The sequence below is a fragment of the Sphingorhabdus sp. 109 genome, from assembly GCF_902506555.1.
Lineage (GTDB): Bacteria > Pseudomonadota > Alphaproteobacteria > Sphingomonadales > Sphingomonadaceae > Parasphingorhabdus.
Genome location: NZ_LR732707.1, coordinates 1,852,283 through 1,875,564, shown reverse-complemented (window position 1 = coordinate 1,875,564; position 23,282 = coordinate 1,852,283). Strand labels below are relative to the sequence as shown.

Genomic DNA, 23,282 nt, shown 5'->3' with positions numbered 1-23,282 from the left:
AATATGCCACATCAGGTCCATGAACTTTGAACCTTCAAAATATCCCACCGGTCTGTGCGAACAGATGGAACCTCTGGTGGCCCGCGTGCTGGCCGGCAATCCCAGCCCCTATACCTTTACCGGTACCCAGACCTATATCGTCGGCAATGGATCGGATCGGGCGGTTATCGACCCCGGACCCGCCATGGACGAGCATATCGATGCGATAATCGCAGCGGTTGGCGAGGCCAAAATCAGTGCGATCATGTGCACCCACACCCATCGCGATCATAGTCCCGCCGCCGCGCCGCTGGCAGCGCGCACCGGCGCGCCAATCATCGGCTGTGCGCCGCTGGTACTGGCCGACGACGGACCGCGGGCCGACGAGAGTTTTGACAAGGAATATAAGCCAGACCGGGTGCTTGCCGATAGCGAGACGGTCTCCGGCGACGGCTGGACCATCGAAGCGGTGGCGACGCCCGGCCATACGTCCAATCATCTCTGCCTCGCGGTGCAGGAATCCGGCGCGATGTTCACCGGCGACCATGTCATGGCCTGGTCGACCAGCGTCATTGTTCCGCCCGACGGTGATATGGCTGACTATATGGCGAGCCTGCAGAAGCTTTATGAGCGCGAGGACAAGGTCTATTATCCCGCTCACGGCAAGAAAGTGACCAACCCGCGCCAGCTGGTGCGCGGGATGATGGGCCATCGCAAACAGCGCGAACGGCAGATATTGAAGCTGCTCGGAGAAGGTCCGGCGGTTATTACGGACATGGTCCCGCGCATGTACAAGGGGCTTGATCCAAGGCTGAACGGCGCCGCCGGGCAATCGGTGCGCGCGCATCTGATCGACCTGCAGAAAAAGGGGCAGGTGACCCAGTCCGATGATGTCTGGGCGCTGAGCGGATGACGGTCGAAAAGTTACGGCGTCTCTGGGTTCCGGTTGCTGTTACCGGCGTGATATTCATCATTCTCGGTACCTTGGCCTGGCTGCTTCTAACCCGCGTCGAAAACAGCATGGCGCCCGATCCGGTGACGATTGCCAATGCCAGCCTGACTAATATGCAGGAACAGAACCGGTTGACGGTCTTCTCCGCCAGCTACAATGCTACCGTCACCACTACCGTGACCAAATTGGGGCTGTCCGCGCGCAAGACCCTGATCATGCCCGGGACGGTCCGCTACGAGCTCGATCTGGCCAAGCTCGGCGCCGATGATGTCCGCTGGGATGCTCGCGACAACACGCTGTATGTCGAGATCCCGGCGATCGAAATCGCCCGGCCCGAGGTGCATATCGAGCAGATCCAGACCTATGATGACGGCGGCATATTGATGGCGCTGACCGATGCAGAAAATGTCCTCGATCAGGCCAACCGCAAGAAAGGCATTGCGGAACTCGCCGAACAGGCGAAAAATCCGGTTCAGCTGCGTCTCGCCCGGGAAGCCGCGCGCCGTGCGGTGCGGCATAATTTCGCCGTACCGTTGCAGACCGCCGGCGTGGAAGCAAAGATTGACGCATTTTTTCCTTATGAGCGCAGCCGTTACAAGGAGCGGTGGGACTATTCGCGTCCGATCCAGGATGTCCTGGCGGAACAAAGGCAGAAAAGGGACACGGGAGAGTGAAAATGCGGGGCATGGCATGGACGGCGATTCTGTTGGACGGATTGATGTTGACTGGATGTGAGCGCAGCCCGCAACCGGAGCAGCAGTCAGAAATTGCCGAATTCGCGCTGCCCGAACCGATCAGCAATAATGCCGTGGCGGTGGCGGACGGGCCGGAAGGTCCGACCCTCTACAGTTTCAATGGCCTCAAAGCCGGCAAAAGCTGGAAAGACACCAGCAACGCTGCCTTTGCCTGTGTGCTCGCGACCGAAACCTGCAAGACGATCGCGTCCGTGCCGGTCAGGGAAGGGCGTCTGGCCAGTGCGGCGGTGACCGTAACGGGAAAAATCTATATTTTCGGCGGCTATACGGTTGCGCCCAATGGCGACGAGCTGTCCACGCCCGAGGTTTTTGCCTATGATCCGGCGACCGGCCGCTATGAACAAATGGCTGATATGCCAAACCCGGTCGATGACGCGCTTGCTGTGCCCTACCAGAACCGCTTCATTTATCTGGTCTCCGGTTGGCACGACGAGGGCAATGTCAGCGTGGTGCAGATGTTCGATACGCAAACCGGCGCCTGGACCGAGGCGTCTCCCTTTCCCGGAACGCCTGTCTTTGGCCATAGCGGCGGCATAGCAGGCAACAGCATCATCGTCACCGACGGGGTGGCCTCGGTTCTGGACGACGGCAAACGGAAATTTGTCGCAGCAAAGCTGACATGGCGCGGGGATATCGACCCGCAAAATCCCACGCAGATCAGCTGGCGCGGGGTGAATGCCCATTCCGGTCAGGCAAAATACCGGATGGCGGCGATTGGCGACGAGGCCGGGCAGCGGATCATTTTCGCCGGCGGCGGCGACAATCCCTATAATTATGACGGCATCGGCTATGACGGGGTGCCGGCGAAGCCATCCGGAGGCTTTTTTGCTTATGATCTGAAAAGCGACCGATGGTTGGAACTGGGGCGGCTGGCCGAGCCGAGCATGGATCATCGCGGCCTCGCGAAGGCAGGCAGCAATTATTATATTCTTGGCGGTATGGATGCAGAGCAGAAGGTGACCGACCGGATCGTCACGTTTCGCATCAGCCAGTGAAGCTGCACAACCCGCAATAGACATTCGCGGGTATCTTGCCCTATATTCCTTAACGGTCGGACAGGACCATGGTCGCTTCGGGAGAAATTTCGGGGGAGATAGTATCGTGGGGGCAGAACGGAATATTGGTGACCGGGGGATGAACCCGGGATCGGACTATGTGCTGGACCAGCGCTTCTTTGTCCGGTTTTCCATCATCATGGCAGTGGTCATCATTTTCGGTTTCGCGCAATTTGCCGCGCGCGGGATGGTGGATGTGCCGGCGGTGCCCAAATGGGTGCATCTGCACGCTATCCTGATGCTGGGGTGGCTGGGGTTACTGGTTACGCAGAATCTCCTGATCCAGCGCTCCAATATTGCCCGGCATCGGAAAATCGGCTGGCTGGGCGGTGGACTGGCTCTGATCATATGCGTGACCGGTCTCTACACCGGCTATATGGCGGTTCAGCTGCAGCGCTTTCCGCCGTTTTTCACCAATTCCTATTTTCTGGCGCTTGTACTCGTCGAAATGCTGGTTTTTGCCACCATGGTGGTCTGGGCAATCAGGCTCCGTCGGCAGACCCAGTGGCACCGGCGGATCATGTTCGGTGCCACCATCATCGCTCTGGAACCGGCATTCGGCCGGCTGTTGCCGATGCCGTTGCTGGGGGACTGGGGCGAGTGGCTCATTCTCGTCTGTCAGCTGGCCTTTGTCGCCGTGATGGCGCGGCATGATCGCAAAATTACCGGACATATCCATCCCGCGACACTGGCGTCGGGGGCCATCGTGACGGCTGTGCATGTGCTGATTACCGGCCTGTCGTTATTCCCTCCGTTTCAGCGGATAGCGGAATCGATTGCGGCCGCCGGCTAGAGCGGAGACATTCTCGTCCGGACTTGCTTGCGACCGTGAAGATCATTTTACGCAGGGACCGGCGTTCCGCACAAGACAAATGGCTTTTCGCTTCCTATATGGAGCGGGCACGCATGACAGAGGAATAGTATAATGGACGCACGTGGTGGAATTGGCGGCAGCTTGGCCGGGGTCGATATTGTTGAGGAAATCAACAAGCTGCGCAAGGAACGCAATGCGATCATCCTTGCCCATTATTACCAGAAACCGGAAATCCAGGATATCGCTGACTTTGTCGGCGACAGTCTGGAATTGTCCCGCAAGGCCGCAGAAACCGATGCCGATGTCATCGCCTTCTGCGGCGTGAAATTCATGGCCGAAACCGCGAAAATCCTGTCGCCGGAAAAAATCGTCGTGCTGCCGGATATGGATGCGGGTTGCAGCCTCGAAGACAGCTGTCCGCCGGACAAGTTCAAGGCGTTCCGCGACGAGCATCCCGATCATATCGCGCTGACCTATATCAATTGCTCGGCCGAGGTGAAGGCGCTCTCCGACATCATCGTCACCAGTTCATCGGCGGAACATATTCTCTCGCAGATCCCGCTCGACCAGAAGATCATCTTTGGCCCGGACAAGCATCTCGGCGGCTATATCGCCAAGAAAACCGGCCGTGACATGCTGCTCTGGCCCGGCGTCTGTATCGTCCACGAAGCGTTCAGCGAGACCGAATTGCTCAAGCTGCAGACCCAGCACCCCGGTGCACCGGTCGCCGCGCATCCCGAATGCCCCGCCTATATTCTCGATCACGCGGACATGGTCGGCTCGACCAGCGCGATCCTGAAATATGCCAAGGCATTTGAAGGCGACACGATAATCATCGCCACCGAACCGCATATCATCCACCAGATGGAAAAAGCGGTGCCGGAAAAGAATTTCATCGGCGCGCCCGGCGCGGACGGCAACTGCAACTGCAATATCTGTCCCTATATGGCGCTGAACACGATGGAGAAGCTGTACGTTGCTCTACGTGATCTGGAGCCCCGTATCGAGATGGACGAGGACCTGCGCCTGCAGGCGCGCAAGTCAATCGACAAGATGATGGAAATGGCCAGCGCAACGGTCGGGCAGGGGGACCTGGGGCCGACTGATCTGGCGCATGAGGGATAGTATGGAAAACATCAATGGAGTTTCCGTTTTCCGCTTCGTGATGGCTGCGTTGGCTGTAAAAATATTTTTTGCGGCAGGGTTCGCAGTTTACGCCTATCTAACCGAAAATGAACCACCAAGCATATCAACGAGCATTACGATTGTAGCTGTTGGGGTTGCGCTTTTTTGGTACTCGAAGGTCATCAATAGGCCAATGCAACGCAAAGAGATCATTCTGTTCGCGTCCGGCGTTGCTGTATCGGATGTTTTTTTCAGTTTCGCGTGGTTGATAGGTGTGATTTGGATTTCTGGTCAACCTTTGTCATTGAAAGGAGCCGATGCCGCCCTTTTCGAAGGTACAGGTTCCTTGTTGCAAAGCGACGTTCTAGCCGGGATGTTGTTTGTGATGGTTTTTGCTACCATCGTGACATTTGCACTTAGCGCTTTATTTGCGTGGTTGATGACTCGAAAGCTCCCGAAAAAAGACAAATAGTGAAGCTCAGGCAATAGCTTGTCATCCCCGCGAAGGCGGGGGGCCAGTTGGCCCTCTCTGCCGGCCCTATCATCCGTTAAGTGTGTCAAACAGATCATCCCAGTCCGAATTGCTTTCCTCGATCAGCCGCAATTTCCGTCCTCGGCTTCATTTCTTGAGCGCCTTTTCACGGGCGATGGCGTCTCGTACATCGGCGAACGGTTCGATATGGACCAGTCTAGTGACGCGGTATTTTTTCGTAAATTCTGTACCCTTCCCGTTCCGGTGGGCGCCGTTGGATGAGGGCGTTCGGAACTCTGGAGCGAAGTACACCCTCACCCAGCTATGACTAGGTAGCAATCTGCCAAGCCTGCGGAACCTTCTCCCTTGAGGGAGAAGGGAAAATCACCCCGCCATCACCCGCTTCACCACTTCCGGTTCGGCGCGGATCACCTTGAGATAGGCGCGGACCGCAGGGGGGGGCATGTGGCGGCCGATTTCATATTGGCGGATATTGGCGAGCGGGATGCCGTAGGTTTTGGCGAATTCCTCCTGCGTCATGCCGAGGTCATGACGGAGTACGCGGATGAAGCGGCCCATATGCGCGCGCTCCAGACCTGCGATGCTGACGTCGAAGTCTTCCGGATCATTCGGATCAGCGGGGATTGCGATCATAGTCTCTTTGTTCCCGGCCATTGCTCCTCCTTACTGCAATCAATCTAGCTGCCGTGCCGCGCTCTACATAAATTGCGGTAAAGAGCTTGCCGTCAACCAGACCAATCGCCTTGTACCTGTCTTCGCCGTCGATCGGTCTGAAGGAAGGCAGAATCTCGATAAAAGGATCATCAAAAATCCGCTGCCCAAAAGACAGTGGCAAATGATGCTTCGCCCGGTTGATCGCATCCTTGACTGGATCAAATTCAAAATCCATACCGAAGCATATGTGAAACACATAGTTAGCACAAGTGGTGCGCCACTGCAAGCCATGACAGTTTCGGCCAGCCATGTTTGTCTTGAGCGCGGCGTGCTATTGGCTACAAGAGCATATGACCTTCACCCTCGACCGTTTCGATCTCGACGCTTTCGTCGCAGCCACGCTCACCGAAGACCTCGGCGCCCCTTATGGGGCAGGGGGGCGCGATGTTACCTCTGAGGCGGTCATCCCCGCCGATGCCATATTTTCGGGTGTGATGGACAGCCGCCATGATGCGGTGATTGCCGGACTGCCGGTGGCCGAGGCTTTTTTCCGCTATCTTGATCCGGATGTCGAGATTGAAACTCTGGTTGCTGAAGGCGAGGCGGTACAGGCTGGCACCGATATCATGCGGCTGAAAGGCAAGGGCCGCGCAATGCTGACCGCCGAACGCAGCGCGCTCAACACGGTGCAGCATCTGACCGGTATCGCGACCATGACCAACGAATATGTCCGGAAGATCACAGGCACGAACTGCACTTTGCTCGACACGCGCAAGACAATCCCCGGTCTGCGGGTGCTGGAGAAATATGCGACGCGGATGGGCGGAGCGCAAAACCACCGCATGGGCCTGTGGGATGCGGCGATGATCAAGGACAATCATGTCGCGGTCGCTGGTTCGGTCGGCGAAGCGGTCCGACGCGCCAAGGAAGCGGGCGTCGAGAATATCATTTGTGAAGTCGACCGGGTCGACCAGATCGAACCGGCGCTGGCGGCAGGCGCGACGCATTTGCTGCTCGACAATATGGAACCGGCGACCCTGCGCGGCGCGGTGACTTTGATCGGTGGCCGCGTGGCGACCGAGGCGAGCGGCGGCGTGACGCTGGAGACGATCCGCGACAAGGCGGAAACGGGCGTTGATTTTATTTCGGTGGGGCGTTTGACACAATCGGCACCGGCGGCGGATATCGGGCTGGATTTTGAGCAGGTATAGCAATCGTCATCCCGGCGAAGGCCGGGGTCGAGGGCAATCGTCCGCGCTACGTGAAACGCGGGTCAGGCCCCAGCCTTCGCTGGGGCGACCAGTGGCTTTATTGCTGTTTTTGGCTATGGCCGCGACACCCGCCCATGCCCAATCCTACCAGTGCAGCCCGCCATCCGGCCTCAGCGCGCCCGCCGAGCGCAAGCCGGCCTCCGAACCGCGCCGGCTTACGCCCGTCACCAGCTATACGCTGGCGCTCAGCTGGTCGCCGGAATATTGCCGCACCCGCAAGGACAGCCGCCGCGACAAGACCCAGTGCAGCGGAGACGATGGCAGTTTTGGCTTCATTCTCCATGGCCTGTGGCCCGACACGCGCGGTCCGGCCTATCCGCAATATTGCGCGCCGACCCGGGCGCTGCCGCCTGCTGTGGTGAAGCGCAATTTCTGCATGATGCCGTCGACCAGGATGATGGCGCATGAATGGGCCAAGCACGGGACCTGCATGACCAGACGGCCCGAGACCTATTTCCGCGTGTCGCGGATCATGTTTGACGCGGTGCGTTTCCCCGATATGGATCGCTTGTCGCGCAAGCCGCTGACGGCAGGCCAGTTTCGCAACGCCTTCGCCGCGGCGAATGAGGGGCTGCAGCCCGATATGCTGCGGCTAAAAATTAACCAACGCGGCTGGTTGCAGGAAGTGAAACTCTGTCTCGGCAGGAGTTTCCGGCCGCAGCGCTGCCCGGCCTATATGCAGACGACGGGGGACGATATGCCGGTCAAGATCTGGCGCGGGGGGTGATTTACCGATCTCTGGGCAAAGACCTACAGCTCCGCCGGTAACAGGAGGGCGTGCGGCCTGGGCTCCGCATCAAGGGCGAAGCACGGCCATCAACCCTCCAGCGTCCGTGTGCCGGGGTGATGCTTGTCGAGATGCTTGCGGATGATCTTCAGATTCTTGCTGTTTGAACGCCAGAAAAAGTCGAACACATCGCCGGCGAAAGGAATGGCACCGAGCGCCGTATCGATGCCGACATTGGCCGCCATGCGGGTCAGTTGCAGCTTGGACATGCCCAGATTGCGCGCTTCCCAGACAATATAGGCACCCATGAGGGCGGTGACGATGTCACCGACCACAGGGACCAGTCCGACGATGGAATCGACGCCAATCGGGCGATTGATGCCAGGGATTACGAAGGCGCGCTCCAGCACCTTTTCCATAGCTTCGACGCGGGTGCGCACCGCTTGCGGATCGCGGCTGACATCGGGCAATTGCTCGGCGAGGCGTTTTAACTGTTCTTCGGAAATGGCCATGCGACCTCCCTGTCTTAGACTACTCACACAGTCAGGATATGGGTATGCCGACCAGATTATTCAATGGATGCCATCCGCGGGGGTTCACCGCAAAGCCGCGCTGCCCCGGCCGGGCGATGGACCAGCGGATCGGAACCGCAATCGGTATGAAATTATAATGATCCACCAGCATGATCTCGACCTCGGCATAAAGCCGTGCCTTGATCTGCAAATTGGTTGCAGCATCCGCTGCAGCGATTCTTGAATCTGCGTCATTCAGACAGACCGTCGTCTTGAAGCAGGTAAATTGCTTCAGGAACCATTGGGCGCTGTCATAGGGAGCGATTTCGTCCAGCAGCTGCACATGCGCTTTCTGGTCAAGTGCGACCTTTCGGGCATCCAGCCCCACTCTCCGGAGATCGGACTGGATACGCTTGAAGAATATATCGGCGCCGGCTGCATCGGGCAGCGCGATAGCCAGTGGCACGACCGGCCCTTCGGAGGCTTTCCAGCGACTGACATGGTTTCGGGCAAAGACGATCCGGTCCTGCATGGTCATGCCAGCCCAGTCGGGATAGGCGCTGATGCCGTCGACGTCGAGAGCTTCGGGGATGATCTTGAGCCGGCTTTGCCATGCGCTGACACCCGGAAAGGAGGTCAGCAAGGCCGGGCGGTTGATCGCCATCGCCAGTATTTCCCGATTGCCGGGTACCGCCCAGAAACCCTCGGCGCGGACGAAACGTAGCCCGAACAGGCCAGCGACCGGATCGAGACGCAGGTCTCCGCTGCTGATGTCGCCGGCATCGACCAGCGGCAGGTGATGATATTTGCCGTTCAGCACCACTTGCACGCCGCCGGCACGATATCGGGCGATCGCCGTGGCGGCGGGGTCGCTGCGCAAGGAAACCCAGCGGTCATCTTCTTCTTCTTCATCCTCTCCCTCCTGCGAGGGTTCGTCGAAGCGGGTCAGTTTGATTCCATTGTCTTCGCTCAAGAGGCGCATCGGGCCGGCGCCATGGCCAGCCCGAAACAGGCCGAGTTCGGGCTGGGCGAGCAGTTGCAGGAAATTGGGATGCGGCGCATCCAGCTTGATCTCGATCACCCGGCCGGTCATCGAAACGACCTCGTCGACCACGGACACGTCATATTGCAGCCGGCTTTTGCGCAATTCGGAGAAACGCTCGCGCAGCAGCCGCGCCACCCGCTCGGCCGTGATCTGGCGGCCATCATCCCATTTCGCGTCGTACAGGCGAAAAATATAGCTCAGACCATCGTCGGAAACGATCCATCGGGCGGCCAGTGCAGGGACGACCCGGCCTTCGGCATCGAGACCGACAAGCCCCTTGGCGATCGCCGCGCGCATGGTGGATGAGGAAAAGTTCAGCCTTGTACCGACCGGATTGATCCGCACCGGCGCGTCCTCGATCACCGTGACTCTTACCTGATCCTCGTCACCGGCGAAACCGCAGGCCGTCAGCAGCGGTATCGCGAGTAACGCGGAGAGAAGATTCTGCCAATATCCAGATCGAAAACCCATCATGGCCTTATACGCAGAGTGTAGCTGGGATGCACATTGGAAATATTATCTTCCCATCCGGCAATGCGTTTTGCAACCAGGCTGCGGGTGACGTAGAAATAGAGCGGCAGAACCGGCATGTCGGCAATCAGCATGGTTTCGGCCTGCTGCATCAGAGATTGTCGCTTTGCAGGATCCGGCTCGGCTATCGCCCGCGCCAGAACCCGGTCATAGTCCGGATTTGCATAGCCAGAGTAATTGCCCGCGCCATTGGCTTGCTGATGCACCAGCAGAAAATTTTCCGGCGTCGGCAGATCCGCAATCCAGCCGGAGCGGGCGAGCGAAAATTCGTGGCGGCGCAGTGCGGCAAAATGGAGGGCAGCCTCGCTGTTGAACAGGCTGGCCTCGACCGCGAGCGGCTGCCACATGGCGGCCAGGGCAACGGCAACCCGGCGATGTTCGGCGGAACTGTTGAACCGGATTTCGAACCGCAAGGGACTGGATGCATCATAGCCGGCATCCTCCAGCAAGGCCCGCGCGGCCTGCAAGCGTTTCTCCCGCGGCCAGTCAGCCCAAGCGGGTCTTGCCGGTTCCGCTCCGGCAAGACCGGGGGGGAGCAGGCCCCATGCCGGAATATTGCCGACACCGATCACCTTGCCGGCTATCCATTCGCGCTCGACCGCCATCGACAGCGCCAGCCGGACCTTTCGGTCATCAAAGGGCGGAATGCGGGTGTTGAACGCGAAATAATAGCTGCCGAGATAGGGCACGCTGTGGGTGAGGTCCGGATGTTTGTTCTCGAGCCACTGGTGCCGGCTCGCCGGATAGTCGGCTGCGATATCCGCGCCACCGGACAGAAACAGGCGCATGGCCGATAGGCTGTCATCCATCGGTTTCCAGATGATGGTCGGAGTTGGCGCGGCCTGATCGTGCCACCGTGGATTGCGCTCCAGCCGGGCATGGTCGTTCAGTTTCCATTCCGCCAGTCGATAGGGGCCGCTGACAATCATCGGTCGGTCGGAGGTCCATTGGTCGCCGGCCTCGCTGATCCGGTGGAGGGGGATTGCGGCCATGGCGGGATGGGCCAGCAGGGCGGGCAGGGCAGGATCAGGGGAGGCCAGGTTGACTAGCAGCCTGGACCCGTCGACCGCCTGGACCGCGATAATATTGCCGAACAGGGATTTTGCTGGCGCCGCCGTGCCGGGCGCGCGCAACCGCTGCCATAGCGCCGGAAAAAGGCTCGCATCAAAGGCTGTGCCATCGGAAAATTGGAGCTTTGGCCGCAAATTGAACGTCCAGTTCAGGCCGCTCTCGTCAGTTTCCCAGTTGCGGGCCAGTCCCGCTACTGCTTTTCCCGCGCCATTCAGTCGCGTCAGGCCCTCGAACTGGTCTGCGGCAACCCGGAGTGATGACAGATCTGAGATTTTCTGCGGGTCGAGACCCTTGATCTCCGAATCGGACAAGCGGACGATTTGCGCCGGGCCGGGCGCGCTGTCCACCGCCGGACCTCTTTCGCACGAGATCAGCAGCAGGCAGGTGCAGAGAAGAGCGATAAAGCGCATATGACCCATCTAGATGGTTTTGCCGCCTCGACAAAGCGTAACTCTTGTGCTTGTTCGTGGCACTTGGGAGAAATGCTGCATGTCCGGTTTAGATTATGATATTTCCAGTATCGGCGAGGTCGGCCACAAGATACTGGTTTTGCTCCCCGAAATTTCGGCGCGCGCCGAGGAAACCGAACAGGCACGGCGCTTGCCGGCCGATCTGGCCGCGAAACTGGCTGCTGCCGGAGCCTTCAATCTTTCCAAACCGGCGGCGATCGGCGGACTGGAACTGGATCCGCTCGACTTCATGAAAATCGTCGCAACGGTTGCCGGGGCAGATGCCAGTGCCGGATGGTGCGTGATGATTGCGGTGACTTCCACCCTTGGCGCCGCCTATATGCCGGAACCAGCAGCGCGCGAAATCTTCGGGGCCGACGATGTCATCACCGGCGGTGTGTTTGCGCCGATGGGAAAGGCCGAGGACAGGGGCGATCATTATCTGCTCAGCGGCCAGTGGCAGTGGGGGTCGGGTTCGGCCAATTGTTCGTGGCTGGGCGGCGGCGCGATGATCTTCAAGGATGGCGAACTGCAGAAATTCGACAATGGCGCGCCCTATCACCGGATGTTGTTCTTCCCGGCGACAGAGGCTTCCTTCATCGACAGTTGGCATGTCGCGGGATTGAAGGGCACCGGTTCGGGTGATTTCTCCGTCGAGGGGGTGAAAGTCCCCAAGCAGCGTAGCGTCTCCTTTGTCGGCGACCGGCCACGCGATCCGGGCGCTTTGTACAAATTCCCGCTTTTTGGCCTGCTGGCGCTCGGCGTTTCGTCGGTCGCGCTGGGAAATGCCCGGGCAGCCCTCGAAGAAATCCATATGATGGTGATGAGCAAGAAAACGCCCGGTGGTGGCCGGTCGATGGCGCAGCGGGCCACCGTACAGGCAGATCTGGCGCGGGCCACCGCATCGCTTTCCGGCGCATTCGGCTATCTGGAAAATGCGATTGCCGGTTGTTGGGCCGAAGCGCGGGGCAGCGCGGAAATATCCGTCAAGGGGCGAGCCAATTTGCGCCTGGCCTGCGCTCATGCAACCGAAATCTCTGCCGAAGTTTGCAAAACGGCCTATACGCTCGGCGGCGGCAGCGCTGTTTATTCGGACAACAGCCTGCAACGCCGGTTCCGCGATGCTCATGTCGCGACCCAGCATATCGCAACCGCTCCTGCAGTGTTTGAATTAGCGGGCCGGGTCTTGCTGGATCAACCCGCTGACTTGGCGATGCTGTAGATATTGGTCAAATGTCGGCAATCCTGGCCGACTTAGCCGGGCAGATTGCCGGATGGTCAAAAACTGGTGCGGACGGCGGGACTCGAACCCGCACACCCATTTCGGATAGCAGATTTTAAGTCTGCTGCGTCTACCATTTCGCCACGTCCGCACCGGTAGCTCCGGCCTGAAGCCGGAGCCTAGCGACAAGCATTATTGCGCGCGCGCGGTCAAGTGCGCAGACGCAAAATACCGGAATATTTCGAAAATCAGTCTTCGTTCAGCCGCTCACGGATTTCCTTGCCCGGCTTGAAATAGGGCACCCGCTTGGCCGGAACCTCCACCGATTCCCCGGTGCGCGGGTTGCGGCCGATGCGGGGATTGCGCTGGCGGGTCGAGAAAGCACCGAATCCGCGAAGTTCCACGCGCCCGCCTTCAGCCAGTTTCTGGCTGATCTGGTTGAAAAACAGGTCGACTATTTTCTCGATTTCATCCGGCTTCAATTCCGGATTTTCTTCAGCCAGTTTTTCCAGTAATTCAGAACGTATCATCGGTGCGCCTTTCCGATTTCCGGTCGATCCAGTGAACTTCCTTGCAGGAAACTTTCGGAATCGGGCGGTCAGTCAATTTCCAGACTCTAATTGATGCCAGAAATTATGTCTATTTTCAATGGCCTTGGCAACCTTGTCAGAAAATCGACCTGAAATGGGATATGCAAAAGAAAAAGCCCGCCCCGATGAGAGGGCGGGCTTTTCCGCTAAATCCAAGCTGTGATGGAAGAACTATTCTTCTTTCTTTTTCAGCGCGGCGCCGAGGATGTCGCCGAGGCTTGCGCCGGAATCGGTCGAACCGAACTGTTCCACAGCCTGCTTCTCTTCTGCAAGCTGATGCGCCTTGATCGAGAAGTTCGGTTTCTTCGAGCGGTCGAAGCCGGTGATCATCGCGTCGAGCTTCTGGCCAACCTGGAAACGGTCGGGACGCTGTTCGTCGCGGTCGCGGCCCAGATCGCTGCGCTTGATGAAGCCGGTTGCGCCATCGTCGCCCATCTGGACTTCGAGGCCACCATCGCGAACTTCGAGAACGGTAACGGTTGCGACCGAACCCTTCTTGAGGCCGCCGGTATCGGCACCGCCCATGGCAGGCGCACCTTTTTCAAGCTGTTTCATGCCAAGCGAAATGCGTTCTTTTTCAACATCGATGTCGAGAACGATTGCTTTTACCTGCTCGCCCTTATGGTGAAGGTTGAGCGCATCTTCGCCGGAAATACCCCATGCGATGTCGGACATGTGAACCATGCCGTCAACGTCGCCTTCCAGCCCGATGAACAGACCGAATTCGGTAGCATTTTTGACTTCGCCTTCAACGGTGGCGCCGATTGGGTGCGTATCAGCAAAATCGGTCCACGGGTTCGACTGGGCCTGTTTGAGGCCAAGCGAGATACGGCGTTTCTCGGTATCGACTTCGAGAACGATGACTTCCACTTCCTGCGAGGTGGAAACGATCTTGCCCGGGTGGACGTTCTTCTTGGTCCAGCTCATTTCCGAGACGTGGACAAGGCCTTCGATGCCTGGTTCCAGTTCGACAAATGCGCCATATTCGGTGATATTGGTGACCGAACCGGTAAGCTTGGTGCCAACCGCATATTTTTCGGTTGCGCTGTCCCATGGATCGCTCTCGAGCTGTTTCATGCCAAGCGAGATGCGTTGCGTGTCCTTGTTGATCTTGATGATCTGGACTTTCAGCGTGTCGCCGATGTTGATCATCTCGTTCGGGTGGTTGACCCGCTTGTAGCTGAGATCGGTAACATGGAGCAGACCGTCGATACCGCCGAGATCAACGAACGCACCATAATCGGTGATATTCTTGACCACGCCTTCGGTAACCTGACCTTCAGCCAGCGACTCGATAAGACCGCTGCGCTGTTCGGCGCGGGTTTCTTCGAGAATGGCGCGACGCGAAACAACGATATTGCCCCGCTTGCGATCCATCTTGAGGATCTGGAAAGGCTGGGCGATGTCCATCAGCGGGGTCACGTCGCGCACGGGGCGGACATCGACCTGGCTGCCGGGCAGGAAGGCGACGGCGCCGTCGAGGTCGACCGTGAAGCCGCCCTTGACGCGACCGAAGATAATGCCTTCGACGCGATTGCCTTCGTCATATTCTTTTTCCAGCTTGTCCCAGCTTGCTTCGCGGCGGGCGCGATCGCGGGACAGCATGGCTTCGCCGTTCACATTTTCGATGCGGTCGACATAGACTTCGACTTCGTCACCGATGGAAATGTCGGCTTTCTGACCGGGAGCGGCGAATTCGCGCAGCGCTACACGGCCTTCTGATTTCAATCCTACATCGATGACAGCCATGTCGTTTTCGATGCCGGTTACGGTGCCTTTGACGACGCGGCCTTCAAAGCCCTGGTCTTCGCCACCGAGTGATTCGTTTAACATTGCCGCGAAATCGTCGCGGGTTGGAAATGCCGTTGAGGCCATATGGTTTATTCCTTGATAGTCAATTTTTCTGGCCAGGCGGTTGGTTCCGCCGGTCTTGGACCAAAATTGCCGCGGCCACCTCATGCGACCGCTGCATCCACCAGAAAACTGCCGATACTGGCTTATGCGTGGGCAAGTGCAAATAGCAAAAGCTGCGCCAAAGTCAGGCCGCTAGTTACACCGCCCGTCTTGCGCATCATTTGTCTGCTATGCCGGATCTTTGTCGTGCCGGCCGCTTGTTCTCGCATTCACCAAGGCAATCGCCTGTTGAACGGCGGCGTCTATAGTCAAATTGGTGGTATCAAGCAAGTCTGCATCTTCCGCAGGCTTGAGCGGCGCTGCGCTGCGGTTCTGGTCGCGGTCATCGCGCTTGAGAATGTCGGCAAGAATATCATCGAAATTGGCCGGTTCGCCGCGCCGTTTCATTTCCTCGAACCGCCGTACGGCGCGTGCTTCGGATGAGGCCGTCACGAACAGTTTGACATCGGCATCGGGGGCGATGACCGTTCCGATATCGCGGCCGTCGAGAACCGCTCCGGCCGGTTGATAGGCAAAATCCCTCTGCCGCTTGTCCAGCGCGCGCCGGACATCCGGGTGAACGGACACCCGGCTGGCGAGCCCGCCAACCGTTTCGCTGCGCAATCCCGGATTGTCGAGCAAGGCACCGTCAAACGCGCATGCCGCCAACGCATCGGCAGGATCATCGGCATTGCCGCCCTGTTCCCTGAGCGTCCAGCCGACCGCCCGATAGAGCAGGCCAGTGTCGAGAAAGGGCAGGGCAAAATATTTCGCCAGTTGCTTGGAGATCGTGCCTTTGCCCGAAGCGGTGGGACCATCGACCGCGATGATCATGATCCCTGCCTCGCCTGCTTCCGATAGGCCTTCCACAGGCCGCCCAGCGCAATCGAGATCCACACCATTTCCAGCAGAAAGGATGCCAGATTGAAATGGACCAGCAGGGAAATGGTCAGCAACAGCGCGCCGAGCAAATTGGTGCCATTATAGACAAACGGGTTCACCGTATCGGCATAGACATTATAGGCATAGGCAGACACCACCAGAATACTGCCCATTATGCCGATCACATTGGCTGTCAGTCCGTCGACCATCAGGACGACAGCTCCGCCATGAGATTCTGAAAGCCCGGGAAACTCGTCTGCACCGGCGCGATGTCGTCGATCGTCAGCCCGGATTTCGTCATCAGGCCGGCGACAGCGAAGCTCATGGCAATGCGGTGATCCAGCGCGGTTTCGATCACCGGTCTGGTGCGTCCGCCCGCCAGCGGTTTGCCGCCACTGCCGTGAATGATAAGCCCGTCGTCCTTTTCGGTGAGCTCGACGCCGAGCGCTTCGAGGCCTTTGGCCATCTGCGACAGGCGGTCGGATTCCTTGACCCGCAATTCGTGCAGCCCGCGGGTAGTTGTGGTGCCTTCGGCCATCGCAGCGGCGATGAACAGGATGGGGAACTCATCAATCATGCTGGGCGCGATATCGGCCGCTATATCAATACCGCTGAGCGAGCTGTGTCTGACATGGATATCCGCGACCGGTTCGCCGCCCACGGTGCGCTTTTTCCGGAAGCGTATGTCGCCCCCCATGTCCTGCAGTACTTCGAACAGGCCGGCGCGGGTTGGATTGATGCCGACATTTTCCACGATGATATCCGATCCCGGGATGATCAGCGCCGCTACCACCATGAAGGCAGCCGAGGACGGATCTCCGGGCACCTTGATCTTCTGCGGCTTCAATTCTGCTTCGCCCGTCAGCGATATGATCCGGCAACCTTCTGCATCGGTTTCTACATTTATGTCCGCACCGAATCCCTTCAGCATGGTCTCGCTATGGTCGCGGGTAAGCACAGGCTCGATGATCCGGGTGATGCCGGGGGTGTTGAGGCCAGCCAGCAGAATAGCCGACTTGACCTGTGCAGAGGCAACCGGCAGGCGATATTCTATGGGAATGGCCGGACAAATGCCGCGCACCGTCAGCGGCAGACAGGACTTATAATCCGATGTCGCGCGCGCCTGGATGTCGGCGCCCATTTCCGAAAGCGGATCGATCACCCGGCCCATCGGCCGCTTTGACAGGCTGGCATCACCGACAAAGGTCGCGGAAATGCCGTGGGACGCAACCAGCCCCATGAGCAACCGCGTCGATGTGCCGCTATTGCCCATATCGAGTGCTACGGCCGGCTGGATCAGGCCTCCGACGCCGACGCCATGAACGGTCCAGACTTCGTCTTTCTTCTCGATTCTGGCTCCCATAGCCCGCATGGCGGCGGCTGTCGCGAGGACATCCTCGCCCTCCAGCAGCCCGGTGATCCGGCTTTTGCCGACGGCGAGCGCCGACAATATCAGCGCGCGATGGGAAATGGATTTGTCGCCGGGGACGGAAATCTTGCCGGTGAGCGGGCCAGACGGTTTGAACGTAACTGGCTGGGGAGTGTTGCTGGTCATGTCAGAGCTTTGTTAGCGGAACGCACGTATGATTCGTGCAGGAATATCAAACGGCTTTTGACAGCGCTGCAAAGCTATGGCAAGGCGCGCCGGATTTCGCGGCTGAATTAGGCAATACTTGACTCGCCGCATAGCAGACTTACCTTTCAACGAATTGATTTAGACAGGATTTGGACACCAGCCATGGTTAAACCGGAATGGGGCACGAAACGCACATGCCCGAAATGTGGAACTCGTTTTTACGATCTGGGCAAGGAAGACCCGGCAACCTGTGTTGAATGCGGGGAAAGCTTCGTGCCGGAAGCTGTTCTGAAATCCAAGCAGCCAATGCCTTTCGAAGCGCCGAAAAAGGCGGTGAAGAAGGAAGAAGACGCGGTTGACGATGATGATCTGGACATCAACATCGACGATGACGAGCCTTCCCCGGACAATGAAGTCGACCTTGGTGGCGACGACGATCTGGGTGTTAGCAAAGGCAAAGGTGACGACGAACCCGACGAAACCTAATTTTTGATTTGCATGTTGGAGAGTGTCTGGATTAAAGGCGCTCTTCAGATGGGGCCTTAGCTCAGCTGGGAGAGCGCTTCGCTGGCAGCGAAGAGGTCAGCGGTTCGATCCCGCTAGGCTCCACCATTTTCCTATATCTCCCAAAAATCCACCGATGCTGCCGGGTATAAGACGGCGGGACCCGCCGCCGGGCGGACGGCCATCCCGAACGGCTGCCTGCAGCCTTAACGGTCAGGTGATTCGCCAGACATGTCTTCCGGTGAAGCAAATAACGGCTCACCCAGAATGAAACCGACGATATTTGGACTGCCGGTCTGGGCGACCAGCGCCTTACCCACGATCAATAGAGGCACCGCGATCAGGGCGCCCGCCAATCCCCATATCCAGGTAAAATAGCTGATAGCGAGCAGAATGACGACCGGGTTCATGGAAAAGCGCTTGCCCAGGATCGAGGGTGTGACCAGATTGGCTTCAATCGCCTGCAAGCCGATATAGGCGGCAGTAGGGACCAAGCCGCCGCCAAGATCGCCGGTAGAGGCCGCGCCGAAACCAAATAGCAGCACCGCCATCAGCATCGGCCCGAGATAGGGGATGAAGTTCAATATCGCAGCGAGGCCACCCCACATCAGGGGCGATTCGATACCGAGCGCCCATGCGCCGAAAGCCACGATGATCCCGACCGTGATATTGATCGAGGTAACCGCGCCGATATAGTGGGACAGGTCCCCGGTGATACTTCTGCCGGCCCGGGCCGCTTTCAGGCTGGACGCCAGAGTCGACCGCTGGGACAGGATGATCCGTTTCAGCCGCAAGCGGGATTCGAGCATGAAATAGACCAGCAGCAGCACCAGCAGCAGCTCCAGGAGAATGGCGGGTGTGGCATAAGCGGCTTCTTCCATGACGGTGGGGCTCGCCAGGACCACCTCCCGGCCTCCGGATTCACCGATAGTGGAAGAGAATTCCGTACCCATCTGCGAAACCGACGCGGTAAACTGTCGGATGTCCACGAGCCGTTCCTGCACGATATTGGTAATATCGGGAAACCGTTCCGCCAGCTCCAGGGCGGGCTGCAGGATCAGCATGAATCCAAACGCGAGGAAAAGCAGAAAGGCGAGGACGGAAAAAAAGGCGGCAAGCGGGTTCGGCACGCCCCGTTTCGCAAGCGCACCGGTGAGCGGCATCAGCATCAGCATGATGACCATTGCGGCAAACAGGGGCCGGAAGAAAACCGCGCCCGCAGACAGCACGAACGGCACCGCGAGAAACAGACCGAGGGACAAAAGAAAAATCGCTGTTGAAAGCTGCCTTCTTGTCGGGCCTGTCCGGCTTATTTGCGGACAAGACTCGGGTGATGCGCTAGCCCTCCCGCCGATATGGTCTCCGTCATCCGCCAATATCTGAAACGCCTTTCTGAGCAAATTTCTCGGCCCCGGCCGTGCATTTTACGGCGACGACCGGATAATCCATTTCCAGTGCAATATCGGACCGAAGCGCGGTGTTTTCCCTTCGCTCGCATTCACCGAGGGTCTCGAACATGCGCTCGTCCCGCGCCATTTCACGGCACATGGACATGTCATCCGAACATCCCATCAGGACGATGGCATAGGCGAGGCTGCTGATCATTTCGGGCTCCATCGGCTTGCGGTTGCACTTGTTTTGAAAACGCGGATATCCCCAAAAGGTTGCGAGGGACCAATATGGTGGCAAGGTGTCCGGGAAGACGGGTGGCCCCTTGCAGCCGTTGCCATTGGCACGTATCGCTGTTAAATGCGGCCTCGCGCAGCCGCCGCTTCGCTTGTGCCATCGTCAACGGAACAAGCCGTTTTTCAAATCTGATCATGTTGCTGCAACGGGCGTGGGCCTTGCGAAGCAGAGAACCAATATTACCGCGCAAACGGCCATCGCAACATTGCCGGCTTTAGAAAGTTTCCGAACATTCGATGTCCAAAGTCCCGACCCATTATGATGCGATAATTCTTGGTGCCGGCGGCGCCGGGTTGATGTGCGCGGCCGTCGCCGGACAGCGCGGGCGCAAGATATTGCTGATCGACCATGCCGACGAACCGGGCAAGAAGATCCTGATCTCCGGTGGTGGGCGCTGCAATTTTACCAATATCGGCACTGCGCCGGACCGCTATCTTTCGCAGAATCGCCATTTCGCCAAATCGGCACTGAGCCGCTATTCTGCCGCTGATTTTATCGCTTTGGTCGACCGTTATGGCATCGACTGGCACGAAAAAACGCTGGGACAATTGTTCTGTGACGGCTCGGCGCGGCAGATAGTGGACATGTTGCTGGCGGAATGCCTGGCCGACAATGTCAGTCTGTCGCTGGGAAAGGCGATTAGCACCGTCAGCCGTAATGACGGCCGCTATCGCGTTGAGTATGGTGGTGAGACCGCCTTTGCGCCTGCGCTCGTCGTTGCGACCGGCGGACCATCCATCCCGAAAATGGGGGCAACGGGATTCGCTTATGATCTTGCCCGCCAGTTCGGCCTGAAAATAGTCGAACCACGGCCTGCGCTGGTGCCCTTGACCCTGGGCGGGGAAGAAACCCTGTTCCGCTCGCTCTCGGGCGTGTCTGCGCCGGTAATTGCCCGGAGCGGTAAAACAGCATTTCGCGAGGCGGCCCTGTTTACGCACAAGGGGCTGTCCGGACCCGCCATTTTGCAGATATCCTCTTATTGGCAGCATGGCGAATCGGTCGAGATCGATTTTCTTCCCGACCTGCCCGGCGACTGGCTGGTCCAGGCGAAGAAATCCTTGCCGCGGCTCTCGCTCAAAAAGGCGATCAACGCTCATCTGTCCGCGCGGTTGACCGACACGCTGGTCGAGCGGATTGCGCTGGAAGGCGAACTGGGCAATCTGACCGACAAGAAGCTGGAAGAGGCCGCGCGCCGTCTGTCGCACTGGCGGTTCATGCCCAACGGAACCGAAGGTTTTGCCAAGGCCGAAGTCACGGCCGGCGGCATCAGCACGGCTGAACTTTCGTCCAAAAATATGGAAGCTAGGCAAGTACCCGGTTTTTATGCTATTGGCGAAGCCGTTGATGTCACCGGCTGGCTCGGTGGCTATAATTTTCAGTGGGCCTGGGCGAGTGGCCATGCTGCCGGCAAGGCAATATGATCCCCAGCGCAGACCGTTTAACAACAAGATATTCTTCATAAACCGCAGGCGACTGGCAGTTCCGCGCGGCTTTCACATTTGCCACGGAATACAGATATTATGCCTTTCTCGAAAATCTCCCCGCTTCTTGCTGAAGCGCTCACGACGCGCGAATATGAAAAACCGACACCGGTCCAGGCCGCTGTGCTTGAGCCGGAAGCGGATGGCCGCGACCTGATCGTGTCCGCCCAGACCGGCTCCGGCAAGACCGTAGCCTTTGGACTGGCGATGGCACCGCAACTGCTCGACGATAACGGGCGTTTCCCGTTTCTGGTCGAGCCGCTGGCGCTGGTGATCGCTCCGACCCGCGAGCTTGCCCTGCAGGTGAGCCGGGAACTGACCTGGCTCTATCAGCCTGCCGGCGCGCAGATCGCGACCTGTGTCGGTGGTATGGATGCTTCCAAGGAACGCCGGACGCTGCGACGCGGCGCGCATGTCATCGTCGGCACACCGGGCCGTCTGCGCGACCATCTCGAACGCGGCGCCCTTGATCTGTCGAAACTGCGTGCTGTGGTGCTCGATGAAGCGGATGAAATGCTCGACATGGGCTTCCGCGAAGACCTCGAGGAAATTCTGGACGCGACTAGCGAAGAACGGAGAACCCTGCTGTTCTCGGCGACCATGCCGAAGTCGATCGTCTCTTTGGCCAAACGCTATCAGAATGACGCGCTGCGCATTTCCACGGTCGGCGAAGATCGTGGTCATGGGGATATTGCCTATCAGGCGATCACGGTCGCGCCGGCCGACACGGAAAATGCCGTGGTTAATCTGCTGCGTTTTCACGAAGCGGAATCGGCGATGCTGTTCTGCGGCACGCGCGAGGCGGTGCGCCGCCTGCACGCCAGCCTGGTCGATCGCGGCTTCAGCGCCGTGGCACTGTCCGGCGAACATACGCAGAGCGAACGCAACCAGGCGATGCAGGCCCTGCGCAGCAAGCGCGCCCGCGTCTGTGTCGCAACCGATGTCGCGGCGCGCGGACTGGATCTTCCCACCCTGAGCTTGGTGATTCACGTCGAAATTCCGCGCGATGCGGAGACCTTGCAGCACCGCTCCGGCCGGACCGGGCGTGCCGGCAAAAAGGGGACGGCGGTTATCATCGTGCCCTATCAGCGGCGCAAACGGGTTGAATCGATGCTGCGCGGTGCAAAGATCAATGCCGAATGGAAGGATGCGCCAACGCGTGCCGACATTCGCAAGAATGACGCCGATCGGCTGATCGAGACCCTGCTGCAGCCGGTCGAGATCGACGATGATGATATGGAACTGGCCAAGCGTCTCATGGCGGAAAAAACGCCGGAAGAAATCGCTGCAATGCTGGTGCAGTCGCACCGCGCCAAAATGCCGGCGCCGGAGCAGATGCTCGATCGGGGCGCCCAGTCACAACCCGCTCCCGGCGGCCCGCGTCCGGGATTTGAAGATACGGTCTGGTTCAAGATGAACGTCGGCCACAACCAGCGCGCGGACGCTCGCTGGCTGTTGCCGGTCCTGTGCCGTCGCGGCCATATCACCAAGAACGAAATTGGCGCGATCCGGATCAATGGCGATGACACATTGTTCGAAATTCCGCGCCGGGTGGTGGATAAATTCACCGCCGCCATCGCCGAGAAAAGAGAAACCGGCGGGGATGATACCGATGATATCGTGATCACCCAGTTCGAGGGAAAACCGCGCGACGAAGCCAAGCGCAACCGCAAGGGCGGGCGGGGCGACAACGCGGCAGGAAAACGTGATTATAGCAACGCAAGCAAGAAATTTGGCGGCAAGAAGTTCGGCAAGAACAAGTTCGGCGACAAGAAATATGGCAACAAGCCCAGTAGCGGCAAGCCATATCAGAAGCGGAAGCCAGAGGGTGAAGGCAGTTCTGAGGGTGGCGGACCAAAGCGCGAGTTTGGCGACGGGTTCAAGAAAAAGTCCGACTATAAGGGCGATCGCAAAGCCGGTGCCAAAGGCAAGTTCGGCGGTGGCGGCAAGAAACCGCATCGCGGCAAGCGCCCTTATGACGGCGCGAAATCCGGTGCACCCAAAGCCGACTGATT

Annotated in this window: 24 protein-coding genes and 2 tRNA genes; 13 read left to right on the top strand and 13 right to left on the bottom strand. The window is 58.8% G+C overall.

Going from position 1 to position 23,282, the window contains the following annotated elements; all coding sequences use genetic code 11:
- Positions 1-19 precede the first annotated feature (19 nt).
- From BOSE62_RS08795 to BOSE62_RS08770, 6 genes are all read left to right on the top strand, one after another.
- Positions 20-892, top strand: coding sequence for an MBL fold metallo-hydrolase (locus tag BOSE62_RS08795; protein ID WP_159644576.1), 873 nt, complete (start codon positions 20-22; stop codon positions 890-892).
- Positions 889-1,605 (top strand): DUF4230 domain-containing protein, encoded by a 717-nt coding sequence (locus tag BOSE62_RS08790; protein WP_159644561.1) that lies wholly within the window; start codon positions 889-891, stop codon positions 1,603-1,605. The genes BOSE62_RS08795 and BOSE62_RS08790 overlap by 4 nt, the downstream gene beginning before the upstream one ends.
- 44 nt (positions 1,606-1,649) lie before the next feature.
- Positions 1,650-2,681, top strand: a complete 1,032-nt coding sequence (locus tag BOSE62_RS08785) for a Kelch repeat-containing protein (RefSeq protein WP_159644559.1) — start codon at positions 1,650-1,652, stop codon at positions 2,679-2,681.
- A gap of 106 nt (positions 2,682-2,787) precedes the next feature.
- Positions 2,788-3,534, top strand: a complete 747-nt coding sequence (locus tag BOSE62_RS08780; protein WP_236553945.1) for an adenylate cyclase — start codon at positions 2,788-2,790, stop codon at positions 3,532-3,534.
- A gap of 132 nt (positions 3,535-3,666) precedes the next feature.
- Complete coding sequence (nadA, locus tag BOSE62_RS08775) at positions 3,667-4,680, top strand: quinolinate synthase NadA (RefSeq protein ID WP_159644553.1); 1,014 nt, start codon at positions 3,667-3,669, stop codon at positions 4,678-4,680.
- 1 nt (position 4,681) lies between these two features.
- Positions 4,682-5,152 (top strand): hypothetical protein, encoded by a 471-nt coding sequence (locus BOSE62_RS08770; RefSeq protein WP_159644550.1) that lies wholly within the window; start codon positions 4,682-4,684, stop codon positions 5,150-5,152.
- Positions 5,153-5,536: 384 nt separating this feature from the next.
- Here the strand turns inward: BOSE62_RS08770 and BOSE62_RS08765 are convergent, their stop codons facing one another.
- Both BOSE62_RS08765 and BOSE62_RS08760 read right to left on the bottom strand, forming a co-directional pair.
- Complete coding sequence (locus tag BOSE62_RS08765) at positions 5,537-5,827, bottom strand: helix-turn-helix domain-containing protein (RefSeq protein WP_159644548.1); 291 nt, start codon at positions 5,825-5,827, stop codon at positions 5,537-5,539.
- A complete protein-coding gene (locus BOSE62_RS08760) occupies positions 5,787-6,062 on the bottom strand; it encodes a BrnT family toxin (RefSeq protein WP_159644546.1) in 276 nt (91 codons plus the stop codon). Before BOSE62_RS08760 ends, BOSE62_RS08765 begins: the two co-directional genes overlap by 41 nt.
- A 115-nt stretch (positions 6,063-6,177) precedes the next feature.
- Here BOSE62_RS08760 and nadC point away from each other — a divergent pair, with 115 nt between their 5' ends.
- A complete protein-coding gene (gene nadC / locus BOSE62_RS08755) occupies positions 6,178-7,038 on the top strand; it encodes a carboxylating nicotinate-nucleotide diphosphorylase (protein ID WP_159644544.1) in 861 nt (286 codons plus the stop codon).
- A 91-nt stretch (positions 7,039-7,129) separates the two neighbouring features.
- Entirely contained in the window at positions 7,130-7,825 is a 696-nt protein-coding gene (locus tag BOSE62_RS08750; RefSeq protein WP_236553944.1) for a ribonuclease T2, read from the top strand.
- Positions 7,826-7,914: 89 nt separating this feature from the next.
- Here BOSE62_RS08750 and BOSE62_RS08745 read toward each other — a convergent pair whose 3' ends face one another.
- The 3 genes from BOSE62_RS08745 to BOSE62_RS08735 are packed head-to-tail and all read right to left on the bottom strand — an operon-like array spanning position 7,915 to position 11,394.
- On the bottom strand, positions 7,915-8,337 hold the full coding sequence (locus BOSE62_RS08745) for a DUF4112 domain-containing protein (RefSeq protein WP_159644532.1): 423 nt from the start codon (positions 8,335-8,337) through the stop codon (positions 7,915-7,917).
- A gap of 31 nt (positions 8,338-8,368) precedes the next feature.
- The gene (locus BOSE62_RS08740) at positions 8,369-9,856 is read right to left on the bottom strand and encodes an ABC transporter substrate-binding protein (protein WP_159644527.1); all 1,488 of its coding nucleotides are present in this window, start codon (positions 9,854-9,856) and stop codon (positions 8,369-8,371) included.
- On the bottom strand, positions 9,853-11,394 hold the full coding sequence (locus BOSE62_RS08735; RefSeq protein ID WP_236553943.1) for a peptide ABC transporter substrate-binding protein: 1,542 nt from the start codon (positions 11,392-11,394) through the stop codon (positions 9,853-9,855). The genes BOSE62_RS08740 and BOSE62_RS08735 overlap by 4 nt, the downstream gene beginning before the upstream one ends.
- Positions 11,395-11,473: 79 nt before the next feature.
- On the opposite strand from BOSE62_RS08735, the gene BOSE62_RS08730 reads away from it, so the two are divergent.
- Positions 11,474-12,655 (top strand): acyl-CoA dehydrogenase family protein, encoded by a 1,182-nt coding sequence (locus BOSE62_RS08730; protein WP_159644517.1) that lies wholly within the window; start codon positions 11,474-11,476, stop codon positions 12,653-12,655.
- A gap of 64 nt (positions 12,656-12,719) precedes the next feature.
- Here the strand turns inward: BOSE62_RS08730 and BOSE62_RS08725 are convergent.
- The 6 genes from BOSE62_RS08725 to aroA form a co-directional block, all read right to left on the bottom strand.
- Positions 12,720-12,806, bottom strand: a tRNA-Leu gene (locus tag BOSE62_RS08725).
- A gap of 97 nt (positions 12,807-12,903) precedes the next feature.
- A complete protein-coding gene (locus BOSE62_RS08720) occupies positions 12,904-13,185 on the bottom strand; it encodes an integration host factor subunit beta (RefSeq protein ID WP_159644513.1) in 282 nt (93 codons plus the stop codon).
- 231 nt (positions 13,186-13,416) lie between these two features.
- Positions 13,417-15,120, bottom strand: coding sequence for a 30S ribosomal protein S1 (rpsA, locus tag BOSE62_RS08715; RefSeq protein ID WP_159644511.1), 1,704 nt, complete (start codon positions 15,118-15,120; stop codon positions 13,417-13,419).
- Positions 15,121-15,327: 207 nt separating this feature from the next.
- Positions 15,328-15,972 carry a (d)CMP kinase gene (gene cmk / locus BOSE62_RS08710; protein WP_159644507.1) on the bottom strand — a complete coding sequence of 215 codons (645 nt, stop codon included), beginning with the start codon at positions 15,970-15,972 and terminating at the stop codon, positions 15,328-15,330.
- Positions 15,969-16,229: a CBU_0592 family membrane protein gene (locus tag BOSE62_RS08705; protein ID WP_159644502.1), complete on the bottom strand. Its 261-nt coding sequence runs from the start codon at positions 16,227-16,229 to the stop codon at positions 15,969-15,971. Before BOSE62_RS08705 ends, cmk begins: the two co-directional genes overlap by 4 nt.
- Positions 16,229-17,575 (bottom strand): 3-phosphoshikimate 1-carboxyvinyltransferase, encoded by a 1,347-nt coding sequence (aroA, locus tag BOSE62_RS08700; protein ID WP_159644497.1) that lies wholly within the window; start codon positions 17,573-17,575, stop codon positions 16,229-16,231. Before aroA ends, BOSE62_RS08705 begins: the two co-directional genes overlap by 1 nt.
- Positions 17,576-17,758: 183 nt before the next feature.
- Here aroA and BOSE62_RS08695 point away from each other — a divergent pair, with 183 nt between their 5' ends.
- Together BOSE62_RS08695 and BOSE62_RS08690 are read left to right on the top strand one after the other, a co-directional pair.
- Entirely contained in the window at positions 17,759-18,082 is a 324-nt protein-coding gene (locus tag BOSE62_RS08695; RefSeq protein ID WP_100094012.1) for a TIGR02300 family protein, read from the top strand.
- A 50-nt stretch (positions 18,083-18,132) separates the two neighbouring features.
- Positions 18,133-18,208 (top strand) — tRNA-Ala (locus BOSE62_RS08690).
- A 98-nt stretch (positions 18,209-18,306) separates the two neighbouring features.
- On the opposite strand, the gene BOSE62_RS08685 is transcribed toward BOSE62_RS08690, so the two are convergent.
- The gene (locus BOSE62_RS08685) at positions 18,307-19,362 is read right to left on the bottom strand and encodes an AI-2E family transporter (protein ID WP_159644494.1); all 1,056 of its coding nucleotides are present in this window, start codon (positions 19,360-19,362) and stop codon (positions 18,307-18,309) included.
- Positions 19,363-19,465: 103 nt separating this feature from the next.
- Positions 19,466-19,705, bottom strand: a complete 240-nt coding sequence (locus BOSE62_RS08680; RefSeq protein ID WP_159644482.1) for a hypothetical protein — start codon at positions 19,703-19,705, stop codon at positions 19,466-19,468.
- Positions 19,706-20,022: 317 nt separating this feature from the next.
- On the opposite strand from BOSE62_RS08680, the gene BOSE62_RS08675 reads away from it, so the two are divergent.
- Both BOSE62_RS08675 and BOSE62_RS08670 read left to right on the top strand, forming a co-directional pair.
- Positions 20,023-21,207: an NAD(P)/FAD-dependent oxidoreductase gene (locus BOSE62_RS08675; protein ID WP_159644480.1), complete on the top strand. Its 1,185-nt coding sequence runs from the start codon at positions 20,023-20,025 to the stop codon at positions 21,205-21,207.
- Positions 21,208-21,306: 99 nt separating this feature from the next.
- The gene (locus BOSE62_RS08670; protein WP_159644468.1) at positions 21,307-23,280 is read left to right on the top strand and encodes a DEAD/DEAH box helicase; all 1,974 of its coding nucleotides are present in this window, start codon (positions 21,307-21,309) and stop codon (positions 23,278-23,280) included.
- The last annotated feature ends 2 nt before the right edge of the window (positions 23,281-23,282 follow it).

Excerpts from the sequence above, each read along its gene's own strand:
- BOSE62_RS08720 (WP_159644513.1), bottom strand. The coding sequence starts at position 13,185 with ATGATACGTTCTGAATTACTGGAAAAACTGGCTGAAGAAAATCCGGAA.
- BOSE62_RS08795 (WP_159644576.1), top strand. The coding sequence starts at position 20 with ATGAACTTTGAACCTTCAAAATATCCCACCGGTCTGTGCGAACAGATG.
- BOSE62_RS08765 (WP_159644548.1), bottom strand. The coding sequence starts at position 5,827 with ATGGCCGGGAACAAAGAGACTATGATCGCAATCCCCGCTGATCCGAAT.
- BOSE62_RS08695 (WP_100094012.1), top strand. The coding sequence starts at position 17,759 with ATGGTTAAACCGGAATGGGGCACGAAACGCACATGCCCGAAATGTGGA.
- BOSE62_RS08790 (WP_159644561.1), top strand. The coding sequence starts at position 889 with ATGACGGTCGAAAAGTTACGGCGTCTCTGGGTTCCGGTTGCTGTTACC.
- cmk (WP_159644507.1), bottom strand. The coding sequence starts at position 15,972 with ATGATCATCGCGGTCGATGGTCCCACCGCTTCGGGCAAAGGCACGATC.
- BOSE62_RS08730 (WP_159644517.1), top strand. The coding sequence starts at position 11,474 with ATGTCCGGTTTAGATTATGATATTTCCAGTATCGGCGAGGTCGGCCAC.
- rpsA (WP_159644511.1), bottom strand. The coding sequence starts at position 15,120 with ATGGCCTCAACGGCATTTCCAACCCGCGACGATTTCGCGGCAATGTTA.
- BOSE62_RS08705 (WP_159644502.1), bottom strand. The coding sequence starts at position 16,229 with ATGGTCGACGGACTGACAGCCAATGTGATCGGCATAATGGGCAGTATT.
- BOSE62_RS08785 (WP_159644559.1), top strand. The coding sequence starts at position 1,650 with ATGTTGACTGGATGTGAGCGCAGCCCGCAACCGGAGCAGCAGTCAGAA.
- nadA (WP_159644553.1), top strand. The coding sequence starts at position 3,667 with ATGGACGCACGTGGTGGAATTGGCGGCAGCTTGGCCGGGGTCGATATT.
- aroA (WP_159644497.1), bottom strand. The coding sequence starts at position 17,575 with ATGACCAGCAACACTCCCCAGCCAGTTACGTTCAAACCGTCTGGCCCG.
- BOSE62_RS08670 (WP_159644468.1), top strand. The coding sequence starts at position 21,307 with ATGCCTTTCTCGAAAATCTCCCCGCTTCTTGCTGAAGCGCTCACGACG.
- BOSE62_RS08680 (WP_159644482.1), bottom strand. The coding sequence starts at position 19,705 with ATGATCAGCAGCCTCGCCTATGCCATCGTCCTGATGGGATGTTCGGAT.
- BOSE62_RS08745 (WP_159644532.1), bottom strand. The coding sequence starts at position 8,337 with ATGGCCATTTCCGAAGAACAGTTAAAACGCCTCGCCGAGCAATTGCCC.
- BOSE62_RS08675 (WP_159644480.1), top strand. The coding sequence starts at position 20,023 with ATGTCCAAAGTCCCGACCCATTATGATGCGATAATTCTTGGTGCCGGC.
- BOSE62_RS08770 (WP_159644550.1), top strand. The coding sequence starts at position 4,682 with ATGGAAAACATCAATGGAGTTTCCGTTTTCCGCTTCGTGATGGCTGCG.
- BOSE62_RS08735 (WP_236553943.1), bottom strand. The coding sequence starts at position 11,394 with ATGCGCTTTATCGCTCTTCTCTGCACCTGCCTGCTGCTGATCTCGTGC.
- nadC (WP_159644544.1), top strand. The coding sequence starts at position 6,178 with ATGACCTTCACCCTCGACCGTTTCGATCTCGACGCTTTCGTCGCAGCC.
- BOSE62_RS08760 (WP_159644546.1), bottom strand. The coding sequence starts at position 6,062 with ATGGATTTTGAATTTGATCCAGTCAAGGATGCGATCAACCGGGCGAAG.
- BOSE62_RS08740 (WP_159644527.1), bottom strand. The coding sequence starts at position 9,856 with ATGATGGGTTTTCGATCTGGATATTGGCAGAATCTTCTCTCCGCGTTA.